Below are 17279 nucleotides of genomic sequence, written 5' to 3'. Positions count from 1 at the left end.
GCCCCTGGGGCTTACGGCGCCGGACGCGAAAGAATGTCCGCCCATTTTTTCTGTTCGGCCACGACCCGCTGCTCGAACGCCGCTTGCGATCCATCCACGGGTTCGCTGCCACGCGCGTAGATCTTGTCCTGCACCGATGGGCTTTTTGCCACCGCGGCAATGGCCATGTTCAGGCGCTCAACCACATCGGCCGGCGTGCCTTTGGGAACGGCAATACCCGACAGCGACCCGCCTTCCACGTCCTTGCCCAGCACTTCCTTGACCGTGGGAATGTCAGGCAGATTGGCCAGGCGTCGCGACGACGTCACCGCGTAAGGACGAATCTGCTTGGCCTCGACGAAACCCACCGCGGTGACGGCGGAAACGGCCGTCAGATCCGTGTTGCGGCTCATCACGGCCGTCATGGACTCCGATCCGCTCTTGTAAGGCACGTGCAGCATCTTCACGCCGGTCGCCTGTTGCAGCAGCTCCAGAACTTGATAGTTGTCGGAGCCCTCGCCGGCCGTGGAGAACGCGATATTGTCAGCCTTGGCCGAGGCGGCCTTGATGATTTCCGGCAACGATGCATATGGACTGTCCGCACCCACCGCCAGCACCGTCGGCGTATTGGCCAGCATCGCGACGTAGGTGAAGTCCTTGTTCGGATCATAGGGCAGCTTCTTGTAGATCAGCGGATTGACCGCGACCATGCCGTTGGTGATCACCAGCAGCGTATAGCCGTCGGCCGGCGACTTCGCCACCGCGCCCGCGGCGATCGAGCCGCCCGCGCCGCCGCGGTTCTCCACCACCACCGGCTGGCCCAGCTCGCGCGTGAGGCCCTCGGCGAACACCCGCGCCGTGGTGTCGGTCACGCCGCCGGCGCCGAACGGCACGATCAGGCGTATGGGCTGGTCGGGATACGACCCCGCCCATGCCGCCGCAGCGGGAAGCACTACACCCAACAAAGCCGCCATGCAGCGGCGCAATCCCTTGTTCATCGCGCGATCTCCATTTTTTTGAGGATTTCAAGAAGCCGTTGTTCCAGGTCCGGGGCCAACGGCGCGAGAGGCGCGCGCAGATGGCCGCTGTCCAGGCCGCGCAAGCGCAAGCCCGCGGCCACGGTCCGCGGCAAGCCATGGTCCATGAGAAAGTTCAAGAGATCGATCTGGCGGCCGAACCATTCGTCCGCGCCGCGCGCGTCGCCGGCCATGGCGCAGCGATACAGGTTCAGGGCAAACGACGCGCTGACGTTGGCCGACGCCGTGCACCAACCCGCCGCCCCTTCCGCAAACCCGGTCCGCGCCATGCAATTCAGGCCGATGTACACCGCGGTCCGGTCCGGGCAGGCCGCGCGCAGCCGCGCGATCTTCGTCGGGTCCGGACTGCTTTCCTTGATCATGGTGACGTTGGGCAGCTCGGCCAGCCGGGCCAGGAACTCGACGGGCAGGTCCATGCCCGTCGTGAACGGGTTGTTGTAGACCATCACCGGTGTGGAGACCGACTGGCAGACCTCGCGGTAGTAGGCGTGGATTTCGTCTTGGGTCAACTTCCAGTAGGTGCTAGGCAATAGCTGCAAGGCTGCGGCGCCCGCCCGTTCGGCGTAGCGCGCGTGACGCACCGTGCTGGCGGTACTCAGGCTGGACACGCCCGCGAGCACGGGCAGCCGCCCGCTTGCCGCGCGGATGACGGTGTCGATGACGGCCTCGCGCTCGCCGTCGTCCAGGTAAGGCAGGCAGCCGACGCTGCCCAGCGGCGCCAGCGCATGCACGCCCTCGCCGATCAGCCGCTCGACGTGCGCTTCCAAGAGCGCATGCTCCACCCGCCCGCGTTCATCGCAAGGCGTCAGCAGATAGCCGATGATTCCCTTCAAGTGCATCGCTCGTTCTCCATGTTGGCTTGCAGTCTAGGGACGCCGCCCAGGCCGGTCCAATACCTATTTCCAGAGCGCCTGATACCTCCCGCCCACACTGCCGTACAGGCAAATCTTGTATCCAGTAATTCCCGCGCAAGGCCGATAGACTTTCCCGGTCTATCACCAAGGAGCAAGCCATGAGCAGCAATGACGTTCTCGACCAGGCGCAGACCCACCACATGCCCGAGTACCGCAGGCCGGAGGACATGGAATGGGAAATGGGCCGGTTCAAGAACAAGACGAAGTTCCTTTTCCATACGCGGGCGGAACGCCTCACCGAGCCCAACGCAGGATTTCTCCGCTATGAACCCGGCGCGGGCTTCCGCCTGCACAAGCACGACTTCGCCCAGGTCTGGTACGTGATCGAAGGGGAATTCAACATGGGCGGAAAGATGTACGGCCCCGGCACCGTGGTGTTCCATCCGGACCCGCACATCGAGGAAGCGCTCAGCACCGAAACGGGCGGCACCTTGTTCTTCGTCCAGTACCAAGGCCCAACGACCGGCGGCCGGCCGGTGTACGAAGGCCGCATGAACATCAAGGGCGAGCCGCCCGCGATCACCGAGCAGGACCTCGAACACTGATACGTGGTTCCCCGGGGCGGCAGCCAGGATTGGCAGCCGTCCACGGCAGGCAGTCGAAACCGACCTGCCCACCAAGAAATAGAACATTCCAAGGAGACAACCATCATGCACGCACGATTTCTGCGCGCCTGCCTCGCGTCGTTGACGTTTTCGCTTGCCGCCCAGGCCCAGGCTGCAACGGACTGGCCTGAGCGCCCCATCACGCTGGTCGTGCCGTTCGGCGCCGGCGGCATCACCGACCTCACCGCCCGCACCGTGGCCAAACAGCTTCAAGCCGAGCTCGGCAAGCCGGTGGTCGTAGAGAACAAGCCGGGCGCCGGCGGCAATATCGCCGCCGACATCGTGGCCCGTGCCAAGCCCGACGGCTACACGTTGATGGTGATCACCAACGGCATGGTCGCGGTCAATCCGCTCATCCACAAGCAGCTGAACTACGACGCGCTCAAGGATTTCGCCTACGTCTCCATGATCGCCAACACGCCGCTGGCCCTGGTCGTGCCGCAAGACTCCCCGATCCAGGACCTGCCGGCGCTGGTGACGCGGGCCCGCAGCAAGCCGGATGCCGTCTCCTTCGCCAGCTCCGGACAAGGCACCTCGATACACCAGGTATTCGCCCTGATGCAGCGACAGACCGGCGCCACGCTCATGCATGTGCCCTACAAGAGCGGCGCGGAAGCCGCCACCGCCCTGCTTTCGGGCGTGGTGGACGTGACGGCGGTAGAGACCGTGGTGGTCGGACCATTCATACAGTCCGGACGGATGCGGGCGCTGGGCGTAACCTCGGCACAGCGGGTGTCAAATTTGGCTGACGTTCCCGCGGCCCGCGAAGCCCTGGGCAGCGATTTCGATGTGGGCTCGATATCCGGACTCGTAGCGCCTGCCGCCACGCCCCGGAGCATCCTCGACAAGCTGGAACATGCGATGCAGGCGGTGGCGCAGAGCGAGGGCATGGCGCAGCTCCATGCGCAAGGCAGCCAGCCCATGCCCGCGGGGTCGCAGGTCTTTCTGGAGCGCATGCGCCAGGAACAGCAGAAGTGGCGACTGGTATTCTCCGCGGAGCCGGGAAAATAGCCCGCGGAGGATCGCCGCAGCCGTCAAGAACAGGGGAGTCAGGCCATGGATCGCATTTATCCCGCCGCGGAAGAGCTGGTGCAGCATCTGGTGGAGTCGATCTCCGCCAAGATCTTCAATGGCGCATATGCGCCCGGACAGAAGCTGCGGCAGGAGACCCTGGCCGAAGAATACGACGTCAGCCGCACGCCGGTGCGCGAAGCGTTCCGGCAGCTGGAGACCAAGGGCCTGATCGTGCAGCAGCCGCGCTACGGCGCCACGGTGGTGGCGCCGACCCTCAAGGACATAGGCGCGAACTACTGGCTGCGCGGCGAGCTGGAAGGCATGGCGGCGGAACTGGCGGCACGCTGGATCTCCGACGCCGACCTGCAAAGACTGCAGGCCGCGCACGCCGAATGCGCCGAGGCGGTCGCCGCGCTCTACGCCGAGGTCAACGCGGGCGGCTCGGCCGCGCCGCGCCAGGCCGCCGCGCCCATGCGGCATTGGGTCGTCAAGAACCAGGAGTTTCATGCCCTGATCTTCCGCGCCGCCGGCAATCCGTCGCTGGAGCGCATCATCAAGGACCTGCACACGGACTACACCAAGAACATTCTCAACATGACCGTGCTGGGCATGTACGAGGCCCGCATGAAGAAGAACATCGAACATCATGCGGCCGTCGTCGAAGCGCTGACGGCGCGCGACACCGCGGCGTCGCGCGCCGCCATGCGCGCGCATATCCATGAGTCCGGGGAGTTCGTGGTGGACTGGCTGCAAAAGCGTCCTGAAGGCCGCAAGCCGCCACGGTAGCCGCGGCCCCGATTCGGCCGAAAGCCACGTGCTACCATGCCGGCGGAAGGGCGCAACGCAGACGCCAGGGACATGGATCAGCCTGGCCACTCGCAAGCCGTGGAGCGCCTGCCGACCCGCACAGGAAGCGACACGGATTCGAGCATGAGCGAGACCAGGAACACGTCTAGATCCTCGATCGAGATTTCGGAAGAAATCCTGCGACGGATCAGGAACGGGCAATACCTGCCCGGCGATGCCTTGAGCCAGTACGAGCTGGCGACCGAGTTCGAAACCAGCCGCACGCCCATCCGCGAGGCCTTGCGGTTTCTCGAAGCGCGGCGCGCCATTACGCTGACCAGTACCGGCCGCGCCGTGGTCACCGTGCCATCCATCCGCGCCATCCGCGAAGCCTTCCAGATCCGCGCCGAACTCGAAGGGCTGGCCGCGCAACTGGCGGTGGACTGGATCGACGACCATGACCTGGAACTGCTGGCGCAGCACCAGAAGCACTACGCCGACGCCCTGCGCTCGCGCGTGCGCAGCGAAAGCGGTTCCGACTGGCTGAAGTTCAACGCCAAATTCCACAGCCTGATCACCCAGGCCAGCCACAACGAACGTCTGCACGAGCTGGTCGCCGAGTTGCAGGGCAGCATCGTTTCCAACGTGCTGGGGTTCGCCTCCAAGATGCCACCCCGCCTGATGGAAGAGAACATCAAACAGCACGAGGACATCATCACGGCGCTGACCTTGCGCAATGGCCCCGCCGCTCGCGAAGCGATGGCCACGCACATATCCCGGACGACTGAACTCGTCATCGAATGGATGGAGTCGCGGCGCTAGCCAGCTTTGCGCCGCTCGCGCCTTGCGGCTTCCCATAGGGACGCATCAACACGCCGCAGGCTGCCGCGATCAATCCCAGCCCCGCCAGATACAGCACGATGAACCGCGGCGACCCTCCGCCCTGGGACAGCAGGTACGTCGCCACCAGCGGCGCGGTGCCGCCGCCTATCGCCCCGCCTATCTGCACGGCCAGCGAGATGCCGGTATAGCGGACGTCCGGCGGGAACATGCTGGAAAAGAGGCTGGATTCCTGCGCATACATCGCGGCGTATACCAAGCCGAACGCCACCAGCATCGCGATGTTCGTGTGATAAGCCGTCTTCTCATCCAGCAGCGAGAAGAATGTCGCGCTGAACAGCGAGATCCCCAGCGCGCCGGCGATGAATATCGCCCGCTTGCTGATCATGTCGCCCAGCAACCCGAACAGCGGGATGGTGAACAATGCACCGACCGCTCCCCAAATGACACCCGTCAATATGGTTTCACGCGGCAGCCCCAACGTACCCACGGCATAGGTCAATGAAAACGTCGCCAGCGTATAGAACCAGGTCTTTTCGGAGATGCAGGCCACCAGTGCGGTCAACACGGGAACCTTGTGCTCTCGGAGCACCGTCTTCAAGGGCAGCGCGTCCGGTTTCGGCTGGGCCTGCGCCTGCTTGAATTCCGGCGATTCGCTGACCTTGGCCCGGATGTACCAACCGACCAGCAGCAGGAACACGCTTGCAAGGAATGGCAGCCGCCAGCCCCAGCTCAGCATATCCGCCTCCGGCAGCCTGGAGACCGCGCCCATCGCCAGCGACGACAGGATCAGGCCGGGCGCGACCCCGACTTGCGGCAGGCTGCCGAACAGGCCCTTCTTGCCTTCGGGGGCATGCTCTACCGCCATCAACACGGCTCCGCCCCACTCGCCGCCCACCGCCAGGCCTTGCAGGAAACGGAAGAAGACCAGGGCCACTGCGCCCCAGTAGCCGATCGTCTCGTAGCTGGGCGTCAGTCCGATCAGGATGGTGGGCACGCCCATCAGCATCAGGCTGATCATCAGCATCGACTTGCGGCCGACGCGGTCGCCGAAATGGCCGAACACGATGCCGCCCAGCGGCCGCGCAATGAAACCGACCGCATAGGTGCCGAAGGCCGCCAGCGTCCCGCTGATGGGATCGATCGCGGGAAAGTAGATCTTGTTGAAAATCAGCGCTGCCGCAATGCCGTATAGAAAGAAGTCATACCACTCGATGGTGGTCCCGATCATGCTGGACAGTCCCGCGGTCACGTAATGCTTCTTCGAGCGCGAGGACGGCTGTTGTGAGATGGCGTTCATCCCGGTCTCCCTTGTTTTCTTTTTTTCGCCCGACTACACGGCGGTGGTCTCTTCCGCCAGGCTCTTGCGCTCGCTGACGTTGAAGCGGCCTTCGTAGATCGCGCCCTGGCGGGTGTGCGGGCCGACGTACTGCACATACAGAATCGTGCCGGCCTCGATGGTTTCTAGCTTGCTTTCAAAATGGGGATCCGGATGGAAGATCATCGAACCCTTGCCGTGGAGCTTGCCTTCGATGAGGAACTTGCCGTCCAGGATGTACCAGATCTGCGCGAAGTAATGGTTGTGCAGCGGGTGTCCCGAACCCTTTTCGTAGCGCACGATGCCGGCGTTCGGAATGGTCGGATCCTCCGCCGTCGGATGGAACATCATCTTTGCGAACTGGCCTTCGTAGCGCAGGTTGGTCCACTCGAGGTCGTCCTCGTGGCGGGCGCGCATGCCCTGGTGGTCCTCGGTCAGCGGACCGCCGCGGCCGCCCTCGTTGATGATCTTCTTGCCTGTGATGGTGTCGATGCTGGTCATGTGCTGTCCGTCCTGAAGAAAGAAAAGTGACAAACACAAATAGGATCCCATTTGTGTAAAACGGGATCCTATTCATCGGACATCGAAGCGGCTACTGGGTTTAACCCTTAGATTCAGCGGTAGAGATGGCGAGCGGAAGAAGCGCCGAGAGCCGCAGGCCGCGGCGAATTGGAACGGGGCGCAGCGCGCCCCTTGCGCCTATGCAAGGCTATGGTTGCGCAGCGTCCTCGTCGCCAGGACGCGCCAGGGCATAGGACAGACTCAGATCTGGTCCAGCCATTGCTCGATCGCCTGGCGCGCGACGTGTTCAAGCTGGGGACCATAACGCCGCGCGTCCTCGCGGATCACCGCGGGATCAATCTGGCGCAGGCTCAGTTCGCAGGCATGGCCGATGAGCCAACGTTCGATCTGTGCGGAATCCGCCTCCAGATGGAACTGCAGGCCCAGTATCCTGGGTCCCAGCGCAAACGCCTGGTTCGGGAAGCCCGGCGTTTCGGCCAGGCGCGCCGCGCCTTCGGGGATGGCGAACTGGTCCCCATGCCAATGCAGCACCGGCACCGACCCGACCGCGCTCAGCACGGAATCCTGCCCTTGTTGCGTAAGGGTCAACGGCGCATAGCCGATCTCGGCGCGGCCGGTGGACACCACGTCCGCGCCCAACGCTGCCGCCATTAGTTGCGCGCCCAGACATATGCCCAGGGTCGGTTTGTCCTGGCGCAGGCGTTGCGCGATGGCGCGCAGCTCCGGCTCCAGGAAGGGATAGCGGCCGGTTTCATAGACGCCGATGGGGCCGCCCAGGATCACGACGAGGTCGGCGTTAGCCACGGTGGCGGAGTCGATGGCGTCGACGCCGGCCTCCAGGTATCGCACGCTGTAGCCGCGATCGGCCAAGACCGGCGCCAATATGCCCAGGTCTTCAAAGGGAACGTGGCGGATCGCCAAAGCGCTGAGGCTCATTCCAGGGACTCCTATTGCGGGCTCGGATGGCGGTCCAATCCGCCCAGTAAGCCTTCGGGGGTTGAGACGAACAGGTTTTCCGATGCCAGCAACCGTATGCCTTGCGGCGTGCTTTCCAGCAGGCGCCGTTCGCCCTCGGCGACCTGCAGGCTGAGCTGATAGCCGTCCTTGGCCGGCAGGCGCGCCGCGATGTCGCGGCTGTCGTCCAGCGCGGACGCCGCAGTGGATTCGAAATGACCGATCAGGCGGCCGTCGCGCTTGATGATGAGTCGGTACACCGGCATGCGCGCTACTCCTGAGAGCCGGACGCGCGCGATTCCGCGCCGTTGTCGGTCGGCCAGTAGTAGGAATCCGGCGTGTTGCGCGCGCCGAAGATGGCTTGACCGACGCGGACCACGGTGGCCCCTTCCTCGATGGCGATCTCGTAGTCGCCCGACATGCCCATGGACAAATCATCCAGGCCGATGCCCGCGGGCGCGTCCTGGCGCAATTGGTCGCGCAGCGTGCGCAACAGCACGAAGCACTCGCGCACGCGCGCGGCTTCGGCCGAAAACAGCGCCAGGGTCATCAGACCGCGCACCCGCAGTCCCGAAAACGCGGGCAATTCGCGCAGAAAGGCCGCCGTCTCGTCCGGCTGCAGCCCATACTTGCTGGCTTCGCCCGAGGTGTTGACCTGCACGAAAACGTCCAGCTGGCGCCCTTCCGCTTGCAGCCGGCGGTCCAGCGCCTCAGCGACCCGCAGGCTGTCGAGCGCCTGGAACTCGGCCGCATAGCGGGCCACGAGCTTGGCCTTGTTGGTCTGCAGGTGGCCGATGACCGACCATCGCAGATCGGTCAGGTCGGCCATGGCTTCCCATTTCCTCGAAACTTCCTGCAGCTTGTTCTCGCCCAGGTAGCGGCAGCCAGCCTCGTAGGCCAGCCGGATGCGCGCTTCCTCCACCGTCTTGCTCACGGGCAGCAGGCGCACCGTGGCCGGATCGCGCCCGGCGCGGCGCGCGGCATCGGCGATGCGTCCGTTGACCGTGGCCAGGTTGTGGCGGAAGTCTTCGACCGACTGCGCCTGCGGCCAGCGGCCATGCTGGTCATGCTGTGTCTGGGTGCCCTTGTCTTGCCCTGGGTCTTGCTCGCTCATGCCTGAACCTCGCGGAGGAACAACGGCGGGCGCTTTCCATTACGCTTATGCCGTCTGAAGTTTTGTCATAGGTCAATATTATCACGCCGGCGCGCAGGCGGCCGATGCTACGCGTTGGCCGCCTGCCACTCGCGCGGCGAAACACCCATCCGCTGCCGGAACGCTTTGGACAAGGACGAGGCGCTGGCAAATCCCAGCTCCGCCGCCACCAGCTTGACCGCGCGGCCGGACCGCATCATGGACGCCGCCAGGCTCAAGCGCCAATCGGTCAGGTAGGCCGCGGGCGTGGCGCCGGTAGCATCCTTGAAGGCCGCTGCAAAGGCGCTGCGCGACATGCCCGCCATCGCCGCCATCCGGGCAAGCGACCAGTCTTCATACGGCGAGCGGTGCAGCGCCACCAACGCCCTGGCCAGACGCGGATCGGACAGGCCCATCACCAGACCGCTGGTCACACCCACTTCCTCCGGATGGTCGAGTATCCACCTGAGCAGCTGGATCAAGACCACCTCGAACAGGCGGTCGGCCAACAGGCGTGAACCGCAGCGCACCTGATCCGCCTCGGCGAACAGCAGGTCCAGCGCCGGCCGCAAGCCTTCGACCGCGTCCAGCGGGATCCGCACCACGGACGGCAGCGACTGGACGATGGGATTGCGTTCGCCGCCATCGAAATCCAACGCCGCGCAGGTGAAATCCGAGCCGTCCCGCGGCGGGTTCACGAATTCGTGATGCACGGCGCGCGGGTAGAACAGCAGGGTCGGCTCGGCCAGGCGCAGGCGCGGCGTGGCGGTCTCGCCCGGGCGATGCCGCACTTCCATTTCGCCCCGGCGCAACACGTGCAGGAAGCCGCGCCCAGGCACGGCTTCGAAAGCCTGGGTGCCGCATAGCGCACCCGTGTGGAACAGCGTGGCGCGCACCCGGAAACGGTCCAGCAGCGCCGACAGCCGGTCAACCTGAATGGGAAGAGGATTGCTCATATCTTGGACGAAATGACAATTTTAATGGATTAAACAACACCTTGCGTCCAGACATTCTACGTACGATTCCTCCAGCCCGTTCGATATCGGCGGCCTTTTTTTCATTTCCAGGAGTTACCGACATGTCCCGAGTTCCTCTTATCGATGCCAGCAGCGCCAGCGCGGACCGCAAGGCGCTGCTCACGCAGATCCACGGCGCCTTTGGCGCAACACCGAACATGTTCAAGGCCGTGGCCAATTCGCCGGCTGCGCTGCAGAGCATGTGGGGCGCCTTCGGCGCGCTGGGCGGCGGGGTCATTCCCGCCAAGCTGGGCGAACAGATCGCGGTGGCGGTGGCCGACCGCAACGCTTGCGAATACTGCCTTGCGGCCCACACGGCCCTGGGCCGCAAGGCAGGCGCCAGCGCCGAAGAAATGGCGGCCGCGCAAGGCGGCGACGCCGCCGATCCCAAGACAGCTGCGGCGCTGCGCTTTGCGCTCAAGCTGGTGGAAGCGCGCGGGCAAGTGAGCGAAGCCGACGTGCAGGCCGTACGCGCGGCTGGCTACAGCGACCAGGAGATCGTCGAGATCCTGGCGCACGTCGCGCTCAACCTGTTCACCAACTACGTCAACGTGGCGTTTGCCGTGCCGGTGGATTTCCCGGCCGTGAAGCTGCGCCGCGCCGCATAGCACGACCACAGCGGCCGGCGGGGCGTCATCGCCCCGCCGGCCGCATCAGAGGAGCATTCAGATGTCCCGATCAGACACCCTGGCCGACGCACTGCCCCCGCCCTTGCTGGCGGACGAATGGCTGAATGCGGACGGTCCCATCGAACTCGCCGCCCTGCGCGGCAAGGTCGTGCTGCTGCATGCGTTCCAGATGCTATGCCCCGGGTGCCTGTCGCATGGGTTGCCGCAGGCCGAACGCGTGCACAGACTGTTCCGCGGCCAGGAGGTCGCGGTCATCGGCCTGCACACCGTGTTCGAACACCACGACGTCATGGGGCCCGCCGCGCTGCGGGCCTTCAATCACGAGTACCGGTGGAGTTTTCCCATCGGCATAGACCGGCCAGCGGCGACGGGCGCCATCCCGATGACCATGCAAGCCTACGGTTTGCGCGGCACGCCCAGCCTGGTCTTGTTGGACCGCCAGGGACGCGTGCGCCTGCAGCACTTTGGCAGCATCGACGACCTGGCCCTGGGCGCAACCATTGGGAGGCTGCTGGCGGAGAACGATGTTCCTGCGGCACACGCGGCCGCATCCGATGATCCCGCCCGCGACGAGTGCGACGCGCTAAGCTGCCCCGCGCCGCGTCCGCGCTAGACGCCGCGGGTCCTCCGGTGCCGCTATGGCTGAACCAGGGCGCGCAGCGCGCGCACCAGGCAGGCCGCCTGCTCCTCGGTGCCCACGGAAATGCGCAGGTATTGCTCCACGCGTGGCCGCGCGAAATGGCGCACCAGTATTTTCGCGTCTCGCAGGCCGGCGGCGAGCAAGCGCGCGTCGAAGCGCGGATGACGGACAAACAGGAAGTTCGCCTGTGACGGTAAGACGTCAAAGCCCATCAGGCGCAAATGCGCGCAGAGCAAGGTACGGGTGCCGATGATGGCCTGCCGCGTCTCCTCGAAATAGGCGCGGTCCTGAAAGGCCGCTGCAGCGCCTGCCTGGGCCAGTCGCCCGAGCGGATAGGAGTTGAAGCTGTTCTTCACCCGCTCCAGCGTGGCGATCAACGACGTCTGCCCGATTGCAAACCCCACGCGCAGGCCGGCCAACGCCCTGGACTTCGACAGCGTCTGGACCACCAGCAGGTTCGGATACTGCTCGACCAACGCAATGGCGGAGCGCCCGCCGAAGTCCACGTAGGCCTCGTCCACCAGCACCAGCCGGCGAGGCTGGATCTCCAGCAGCCGCTGCACGCGGTCCAGCGGCAGGCACTCTCCCGTGGGCGCGTTCGGGTTGGCGATCACGATGCCGGCTATGCCCGCATCCGCGGCGCCCAGCGCCGCGAATCCGTCCAGGTCCAGCCTCAAGCGCTCGTCCACGGAGATCTGCGCGCAGCGTATGCCGAACAGGCGGCAATACACCTCATAAAAGCCGTAGGTCACATCCGCCATCAGCAAGGGTTGGACGCCGTGCTGGAAGAACGCGCAGAACGCCAGCGCCAGCACTTCGTCGGAGCCGTTGCCAGCAAAGACCTGCGCTACCGGCACCCCGTGATACTGCGCGATGACCTCGCGCAAATGCCCGGCCTGCGGGTCCGGATAACGCTCCAGACCGTCAGCAGCCGCAGCGGCGATGGCTGCTATCGCGGCGGAGGACGGCGGATAGGGATTCTCGTTGGTGTTGAGCTTGATCCATCCATTGCCGGGAGCCTGCTCTCCAGGCATATAGGGCGACAAGGTTTCAACGCGCGGGCTATGTAGGGAAACCATGTTGTTGCGGCTGCGGCCTCTCGGTAAGCAATCTACGGTATGTGTATCGTAAATTTTGTCCTATGCCATACTACACTATGATTCAGGACAATAACCGCCATCACGCGAACGCGAGTGTCATGTCTACCTCTCTTTCCCTGTTTATCCACCGCATTACGCCCAGGCGCTGGTTGACACGTTGCGCCGGCTGGCTGGCCGCATGCCGCCAGCCATGGGTGGCCCAGCCGCTGATACGCGGCTATGCCAAGTGGTACGGCATCGATCTCGCCGAAGCCCTGCACGCCGACCCCAGGGCCTATGACAGTTTCAATGCCTTCTTCACGCGCGCCCTGCGCCCTGGCGCCCGCAAGCTGGCCGATGCGGACTGGACCAGTCCTGCCGACGGCATCGTCAGCCAGTTCGGCCGCATCAGCCTGGGGCAGATGATCCAGGCCAAGCAGCGTCGGTACAGCGGGGCCGCACTGCTGGCCGATGCGGACCTGGCGCGCGCATTGGAAGGCGGCTGGTTCACCACGATCTATCTCAGTCCGCGCGATTACCATCGGGTGCACATGCCCTGCGAGGGACGCCTGCTGGGCATGCGCCATGTGCCGGGGACTCTGTATTCCGTCCGGCCGGAGATCGTGCAGCACATGGATGGCCTGCTGGCGCGCAATGAGCGGCTGGTCTGCTGGTTCGAGCATCCACTCCATGGCGTCTACGCCATGGTGCTGGTGGGCGCCGCCATCGTTGGCAGCATAGCCACGGCCTGGCATGGCCAGGTGGCGCCGCGGGGCCGGCGTATCCAGCAATGGGACTACGGCGGCCAGGCCCCCTTGCGCTTGCCGCAAGGCGCCGAAATGGGACATTTCCAGTTGGGGTCGACCGTGGTGTTGCTGATGCCGGGCAACGCCTGGCGGTTCCATCCCGGCTGGAAGACAGGGCGCGCCGTCAGATTGGGACAAGCCATGGCCGACCGGCGTTGACGCCGGCCGTGGCTAGACCATGCTTTCCCGGATATCCCGCGCCAGCTTGCGGCACTGCCCGGGTTCGATCGCAGAGACGGTGATGCGCAGGCCCCTGACCGGCTCCTGGACCCCGAAGGCATCTCCATGGCGCACCAACCAGCCGCGATGGGCCAGGGCCAGCGCGACCGCCTGGTCGTCGGTATCCAGCGGTACCCACAGGTTCAGGCCGTCGCCGTCCGCGGCGTATGGCACGCCTTGCTCGGACAAGGCGCCTTCCAAGGCCTTGCGCCGCTGGGCGTAGTCCTTGCGGGCCTGGGCCATCTGCTTGGCCACCTCGGGCCGGCCCAGCGTGACCTCGACCATGTCCTGCAACAGATGGCTGACCCAGCTGGTGCCGGAAGCCAGGCGCAGGCGCAACTGGCGCGAGGTCGCGGCATCGCTGGCCACCATGGCCAGGCGCACGTCGGGACCCAGCGTCTTGGAGAAAGACCGCACCAGCGCCCACCGCTGCGTGCCCGAAGGCAGCACCGAGTGGTACTCCTTGGCCGACAGCAAAGCGTAGTGGTCGTCCACGATGACCATGGCATGGGGATACTTGGCCAGCACCCGCGCCAACGCCTTCGCCCGTTTTTCGCTCAGGCTGCAGCCCGTGGGGTTGTGGGCGCGCGGCGTCAGGATTACGGCCTGCGCGCCCTTGGCCAGCGCCGCTTCCAGGGCTGCCGCCTGCATGCCTTCGGCGTCGACCGGCACGCCCAGCGCCTGCAGGCCGGCGATGCGCAGCATGTTGATGCTGCTCAGGAAGCAGGGATTTTCGACCGCCACCTTATCCCCAGCCACCAGGTGCGAGCTGAGCAGCCGTTCGATGGCGTCCACTGCGCCGTGGGTCAGGTTGATCTCGAAAGGCGCCGGACAGTCCCGCGCGAACCAGGCGCGGGCATAGCTTTCCAATCCCGCGTTGACCGTGGGTTCACCGTAGAGCCGCGGCTGATAGGGCCGGATCGCGAGGGCCGCGCTCAGGTCCGGCAGCCAGGCCGGATTGGGATTGCCGCTGGCCAGGTCGGCCAAGGGCGAATCCGATAGCGCGCCTTCCTGTTCGCCCGGACCGGACTGGTCGCGAATGATGGTGCCCAGGCGCCCCTGGGTCAGCGCGATGCCGGCCGTCACCAAGCGCTTATAGGCGGCGGCGACCGTATTGCGGTTGATATCCAGTTCGACCGCCAGATCGCGCACCGGCGGCAACGCCTGGCCCGGCGGCAACTGGCCCGACTGAGCCAGCCCGCGCACGCAATCGAAGATCTCAGCGGCGGTCTTTCCTTGTATTTTCATAGCGTCCTAAGACAATTCCGTTCCTGGCATGGGCAGCGGCCGCGCCGACTCCCGGCGTAAGTTTGACATGGATTTCCAGTCCGCATAAAGCGGGCTTACCGCACGCAATCCACGTAGTAACGCAGGTTTCCGTCCGCGTCGCGCAGCTCCACGAAGCCATGGATGTCCGTGCCGAACCCGGGACACTCGCGGTTCAGCTCGCGCGAGAACTTCAGGTAATCGACGATGGTCCGGTTGAACGCCTCGCCCGGGACCAGCAACGGTATGCCCGGGGGATAGGGCGTGATCAGGCTGGTGGTGATGCGGCCTTCCAGATGGTCGATCTCCACCCTCTCGGTGCGGCGTTGGGCGATGCAGGCATAGGCATCGCAGGGCTTCATCGCGGGGGTGACGTCAGTCAGGTACATGTCCGTGGTCAGCCGGGCGATGTCATGCCTGGCATAGGTCGCATGGACATGCTGGCACAGGTCGCGCAAGCCCATGTTCTCGTAGCGAGGATGCTTGCGGCAGAACTCCGGCAGGATCCGCCACATGGGCTGGTTGCGTTCGTAGTCGTCCTTGAACTGCTGCAACGCGGTCAAGAGCGAACTCCAGCGGCCCTTGGTGATCCCTATCGTGAACATGATGAAGAAGCTGTACAGCCCGGTCTTCTCCACGATCACGCCATGCTCCGCCAGGAACTTGGTGACGATGGAGGCCGGAATGCCGCCGTCCGCGAAATTGCCGTCCAGATCCAGCCCTGGCGTCACGATGGTGGACTTGATCGGATCCAGCATGTTGAAGCCGTCCGCCAGCGCCCCGAATCCGTGCCAGGACGATTCGCCGTCGCCGCCGCGGATGATCCAGTCCTCGGGCGAGCCTATGCCCTCCGGCGCCAGCGTCTCCGGCCCCCAGACCTTGAACCACCAGTCGCCATCGGCGAAATGCGTGCCGACCTCCTTCATCGCGCGCCGGAAGTCCAGGGCCTCGGCGATGCTCTCCTCCACCAGCACCGTGCCGCCGGGCGGCTCCATCATGGCCGCGGCCACGTCGCAGCTGGCGATGATGGCGTACTGGGGACTGGTACTGGTGTGCATCAGATAGGCTTCGTTGAAGAGATGCCGATCCAGCCGCCGCGTCATGGAGTCCTGCGCCAGCACGTGGCTGGCCTGGCTGATTCCGGCCAGCAGCTTGTGCGTCGATTGCGTAGAGAAAACCAGCGATTCCCTGGGCCGCGCGCGCTGCTTGCCCATGCAGTGGTAGGCGCCATAGAACGGGTGGAACACCGCGTGCGGCATCCAGGCCTCGTCAAAGTGCAAGGCGTCCACGTAGCCATCCAGCGCTGCCTTGATCTCCTCGGTCTGGTAGATGATGCCGTCGTAGGTCGACTGCGTCAGCGCCATCACCCGCGGGCGGACCGCGTCGGCGTCCAGGTGCTTGAGCAGCGGATGGGCGCGGATCTTCTCCCGGATGGCCTGGATATCGAACTCGCTGCGCGGAATCGGGCCGATGATGCCGAAATGGTTGCGTGTCGGGCGTAGAAAGACGGGTATCGCTCCCGTCATGACGATGCTGTGCAGGATGGACTTGTGGCAGTTGCGGTCCACCAGCACCACATCGCCCGGCGCCACCATGTGGTGCCACACGATCTTGTTGCTGGTGCTGGTACCGTTCGTCACGAAATAGCAGTGGTCCGCATTGAAAATGCGCGCGGCGTTGCGCTCGCTCGCGCCGATGGCGCCGTTGTGATCCAGCAGTTGCCCCAGCTCCTCCACAGCGTTGCAGACGTCCGCGCGCAACATGTTCTCGCCGAAGAACTGATGGAACATCTGACCCACGGGACTCTTCAGGAACGCCACGCCGCCCGAATGGCCCGGGCAGTGCCAGGAATAGGATCCGTCCTCGGCGTAGTCCAGCAACGCCTTCAGGAACGGTGGCTTGACGCCCTCCAGATAGGCCCGGGCCTCGCGGATCAAGTGTCGCGCCACGAATTCGGGCGTGTCCTCGTACATATGGATAACACCCTGGAGTTCGCGCAGGATGTCGTTCGGAATGTGCCGCGCGGTCTTGGTTTCGCCGTACACATAGATCGGCACGTCGGCATTGCGCCGCCGAACTTCACTGATGAATTCCCGCAATGCCAGCAGCGCGGGCGCGACGCCCTCGCCGTGCGCGAGTTCCTCGTCGTCGATGGACAGGATAAAGGCGCTGGCGCGGCTTTGCTGCTGCGCGAACAGGCTGAGATCGCCGTAGCTGGTCGTTCCCAGCACATCGAAGCCTTCGGCCTTGATGGCCTCGGCCAATACCCGGATGCTCAGGCCGGACGTGTTTTCCGAGCGGAAGTCCTCGTCGATGATGACGATGGGAAACTGGAACTGCATTGCTGTCCTCTGTCTATGGGTTGCCGCTTGCGTTTTAGTTTGTACTCGAACATAATTATATATGTCCTAGGACAAAATAAACGGCGCGGTGGCAGAGTGGCTATGCAGCAGGATTGCAAATCCGCGAAGGTTGGTTCGATTCCAGCCCGCGCCTCCAGTTTTCCTGGCCGCGGGCGCGGTG

18 protein-coding genes and 1 tRNA gene are annotated in these 17279 nt (G+C 64.9%); 8 read left to right on the top strand and 11 right to left on the bottom strand.

Annotated elements, in window-relative coordinates; genetic code table 11:
* Positions 1–11 precede the first annotated feature (11 nt).
* A complete protein-coding gene (locus IB257_RS11410) occupies positions 12–977 on the bottom strand; it encodes a tripartite tricarboxylate transporter substrate binding protein (protein WP_192492327.1) in 966 nt (321 codons plus the stop codon).
* Positions 974–1855, bottom strand: a complete 882-nt coding sequence (locus tag IB257_RS11405; RefSeq protein WP_192492326.1) for a dihydrodipicolinate synthase family protein — start codon at positions 1853–1855, stop codon at positions 974–976. Before IB257_RS11405 ends, IB257_RS11410 begins: the two co-directional genes overlap by 4 nt.
* 173 nt (positions 1856–2028) lie before the next feature.
* Between IB257_RS11405 and IB257_RS11400 the strand changes: the two genes are divergently transcribed.
* The 4 genes from IB257_RS11400 to IB257_RS11385 all read left to right on the top strand — a co-directional run bounded on the left by IB257_RS11400 (position 2029) and on the right by IB257_RS11385 (position 5157).
* Complete coding sequence (locus IB257_RS11400; protein WP_054452115.1) at positions 2029–2475, top strand: cupin domain-containing protein; 447 nt, start codon at positions 2029–2031, stop codon at positions 2473–2475.
* A gap of 105 nt (positions 2476–2580) precedes the next feature.
* The gene (locus tag IB257_RS11395) at positions 2581–3546 is read left to right on the top strand and encodes a tripartite tricarboxylate transporter substrate binding protein (RefSeq protein WP_192492325.1); all 966 of its coding nucleotides are present in this window, start codon (positions 2581–2583) and stop codon (positions 3544–3546) included.
* 45 nt (positions 3547–3591) lie between these two features.
* On the top strand, positions 3592–4335 hold the full coding sequence (locus tag IB257_RS11390; RefSeq protein ID WP_125472257.1) for a GntR family transcriptional regulator: 744 nt from the start codon (positions 3592–3594) through the stop codon (positions 4333–4335).
* A 144-nt stretch (positions 4336–4479) separates the two neighbouring features.
* A complete protein-coding gene (locus IB257_RS11385) occupies positions 4480–5157 on the top strand; it encodes a GntR family transcriptional regulator (RefSeq protein WP_119450402.1) in 678 nt (225 codons plus the stop codon).
* On the opposite strand, the gene IB257_RS11380 is transcribed toward IB257_RS11385, so the two are convergent.
* The 6 genes from IB257_RS11380 to IB257_RS11355 all read right to left on the bottom strand — a co-directional run bounded on the left by IB257_RS11380 (position 5129) and on the right by IB257_RS11355 (position 10057).
* Positions 5129–6475: an MFS transporter gene (locus IB257_RS11380; protein ID WP_225588876.1), complete on the bottom strand. Its 1347-nt coding sequence runs from the start codon at positions 6473–6475 to the stop codon at positions 5129–5131. The two genes, IB257_RS11385 and IB257_RS11380, sit on opposite strands and share 29 nt — an antisense overlap.
* A gap of 33 nt (positions 6476–6508) precedes the next feature.
* Positions 6509–6994, bottom strand: a complete 486-nt coding sequence (locus IB257_RS11375; RefSeq protein WP_054452119.1) for a cupin domain-containing protein — start codon at positions 6992–6994, stop codon at positions 6509–6511.
* A 261-nt stretch (positions 6995–7255) separates the two neighbouring features.
* A complete protein-coding gene (locus tag IB257_RS11370; protein WP_054452120.1) occupies positions 7256–7951 on the bottom strand; it encodes a glutamine amidotransferase in 696 nt (231 codons plus the stop codon).
* An 11-nt stretch (positions 7952–7962) separates the two neighbouring features.
* On the bottom strand, positions 7963–8235 hold the full coding sequence (locus IB257_RS11365; RefSeq protein WP_054452121.1) for a hypothetical protein: 273 nt from the start codon (positions 8233–8235) through the stop codon (positions 7963–7965).
* A 5-nt stretch (positions 8236–8240) separates the two neighbouring features.
* Positions 8241–9083: a YggS family pyridoxal phosphate-dependent enzyme gene (locus IB257_RS11360; protein WP_054452122.1), complete on the bottom strand. Its 843-nt coding sequence runs from the start codon at positions 9081–9083 to the stop codon at positions 8241–8243.
* Positions 9084–9190: 107 nt separating this feature from the next.
* Complete coding sequence (locus IB257_RS11355; protein ID WP_192492324.1) at positions 9191–10057, bottom strand: AraC family transcriptional regulator; 867 nt, start codon at positions 10055–10057, stop codon at positions 9191–9193.
* Positions 10058–10179: 122 nt separating this feature from the next.
* On the opposite strand from IB257_RS11355, the gene IB257_RS11350 reads away from it, so the two are divergent.
* Both IB257_RS11350 and IB257_RS11345 read left to right on the top strand, forming a co-directional pair.
* A complete protein-coding gene (locus IB257_RS11350) occupies positions 10180–10725 on the top strand; it encodes a carboxymuconolactone decarboxylase family protein (protein ID WP_175159855.1) in 546 nt (181 codons plus the stop codon).
* Positions 10726–10786: 61 nt separating this feature from the next.
* Positions 10787–11359 carry a redoxin domain-containing protein gene (locus IB257_RS11345; protein WP_125472261.1) on the top strand — a complete coding sequence of 191 codons (573 nt, stop codon included), beginning with the start codon at positions 10787–10789 and terminating at the stop codon, positions 11357–11359.
* 23 nt (positions 11360–11382) lie between these two features.
* Here the strand turns inward: IB257_RS11345 and hisC are convergent, their stop codons facing one another.
* Complete coding sequence (gene hisC / locus IB257_RS11340; protein WP_192492323.1) at positions 11383–12465, bottom strand: histidinol-phosphate transaminase; 1083 nt, start codon at positions 12463–12465, stop codon at positions 11383–11385.
* Between the two features lie 119 nt (positions 12466–12584).
* On the opposite strand from hisC, the gene asd reads away from it, so the two are divergent.
* On the top strand, positions 12585–13430 hold the full coding sequence (gene asd / locus IB257_RS11335; protein ID WP_192492322.1) for an archaetidylserine decarboxylase: 846 nt from the start codon (positions 12585–12587) through the stop codon (positions 13428–13430).
* 12 nt (positions 13431–13442) lie between these two features.
* Here the strand turns inward: asd and ptsJ are convergent, their stop codons facing one another.
* Together ptsJ and IB257_RS11325 are read right to left on the bottom strand one after the other, a co-directional pair.
* Positions 13443–14738: a transcriptional regulator PtsJ gene (gene ptsJ / locus IB257_RS11330; protein WP_192492321.1), complete on the bottom strand. Its 1296-nt coding sequence runs from the start codon at positions 14736–14738 to the stop codon at positions 13443–13445.
* Between the two features lie 95 nt (positions 14739–14833).
* On the bottom strand, positions 14834–17098 hold the full coding sequence (locus tag IB257_RS11325) for an Orn/Lys/Arg decarboxylase N-terminal domain-containing protein (RefSeq protein WP_192492320.1): 2265 nt from the start codon (positions 17096–17098) through the stop codon (positions 14834–14836).
* A gap of 82 nt (positions 17099–17180) precedes the next feature.
* On the opposite strand from IB257_RS11325, the gene IB257_RS11320 reads away from it, so the two are divergent.
* Positions 17181–17255: transfer RNA gene (locus tag IB257_RS11320), tRNA-Cys, on the top strand.
* Positions 17256–17279 lie beyond the last annotated feature (24 nt).

Source organism: Achromobacter sp. ACM03, assembly GCF_014851665.1.
Lineage (GTDB): Bacteria > Pseudomonadota > Gammaproteobacteria > Burkholderiales > Burkholderiaceae_B > Achromobacter > Achromobacter aegrifaciens.
The sequence above is the reverse complement of the archived record's forward strand: the minus strand, read 5'-3'. Positions and strand labels throughout refer to the sequence as shown.

What these genes read in the sequence shown, in the direction of transcription:
- IB257_RS11410 (WP_192492327.1), bottom strand. Translation starts at nt 977, where the DNA reads ATGAACAAGGGATTGCGCCGCTGCATGGCGGCTTTGTTGGGTGTAGTG.
- IB257_RS11405 (WP_192492326.1), bottom strand. Translation starts at nt 1,855, where the DNA reads ATGCACTTGAAGGGAATCATCGGCTATCTGCTGACGCCTTGCGATGAA.
- IB257_RS11400 (WP_054452115.1), top strand. Translation starts at nt 2,029, where the DNA reads ATGAGCAGCAATGACGTTCTCGACCAGGCGCAGACCCACCACATGCCC.
- IB257_RS11395 (WP_192492325.1), top strand. Translation starts at nt 2,581, where the DNA reads ATGCACGCACGATTTCTGCGCGCCTGCCTCGCGTCGTTGACGTTTTCG.
- IB257_RS11390 (WP_125472257.1), top strand. Translation starts at nt 3,592, where the DNA reads ATGGATCGCATTTATCCCGCCGCGGAAGAGCTGGTGCAGCATCTGGTG.
- IB257_RS11385 (WP_119450402.1), top strand. Translation starts at nt 4,480, where the DNA reads ATGAGCGAGACCAGGAACACGTCTAGATCCTCGATCGAGATTTCGGAA.
- IB257_RS11380 (WP_225588876.1), bottom strand. Translation starts at nt 6,475, where the DNA reads ATGAACGCCATCTCACAACAGCCGTCCTCGCGCTCGAAGAAGCATTAC.
- IB257_RS11375 (WP_054452119.1), bottom strand. Translation starts at nt 6,994, where the DNA reads ATGACCAGCATCGACACCATCACAGGCAAGAAGATCATCAACGAGGGC.
- IB257_RS11370 (WP_054452120.1), bottom strand. Translation starts at nt 7,951, where the DNA reads ATGAGCCTCAGCGCTTTGGCGATCCGCCACGTTCCCTTTGAAGACCTG.
- IB257_RS11365 (WP_054452121.1), bottom strand. Translation starts at nt 8,235, where the DNA reads ATGCCGGTGTACCGACTCATCATCAAGCGCGACGGCCGCCTGATCGGT.
- IB257_RS11360 (WP_054452122.1), bottom strand. Translation starts at nt 9,083, where the DNA reads ATGAGCGAGCAAGACCCAGGGCAAGACAAGGGCACCCAGACACAGCAT.
- IB257_RS11355 (WP_192492324.1), bottom strand. Translation starts at nt 10,057, where the DNA reads ATGAGCAATCCTCTTCCCATTCAGGTTGACCGGCTGTCGGCGCTGCTG.
- IB257_RS11350 (WP_175159855.1), top strand. Translation starts at nt 10,180, where the DNA reads ATGTCCCGAGTTCCTCTTATCGATGCCAGCAGCGCCAGCGCGGACCGC.
- IB257_RS11345 (WP_125472261.1), top strand. Translation starts at nt 10,787, where the DNA reads ATGTCCCGATCAGACACCCTGGCCGACGCACTGCCCCCGCCCTTGCTG.
- hisC (WP_192492323.1), bottom strand. Translation starts at nt 12,465, where the DNA reads ATGGTTTCCCTACATAGCCCGCGCGTTGAAACCTTGTCGCCCTATATG.
- asd (WP_192492322.1), top strand. Translation starts at nt 12,585, where the DNA reads ATGTCTACCTCTCTTTCCCTGTTTATCCACCGCATTACGCCCAGGCGC.
- ptsJ (WP_192492321.1), bottom strand. Translation starts at nt 14,738, where the DNA reads ATGAAAATACAAGGAAAGACCGCCGCTGAGATCTTCGATTGCGTGCGC.
- IB257_RS11325 (WP_192492320.1), bottom strand. Translation starts at nt 17,098, where the DNA reads ATGCAGTTCCAGTTTCCCATCGTCATCATCGACGAGGACTTCCGCTCG.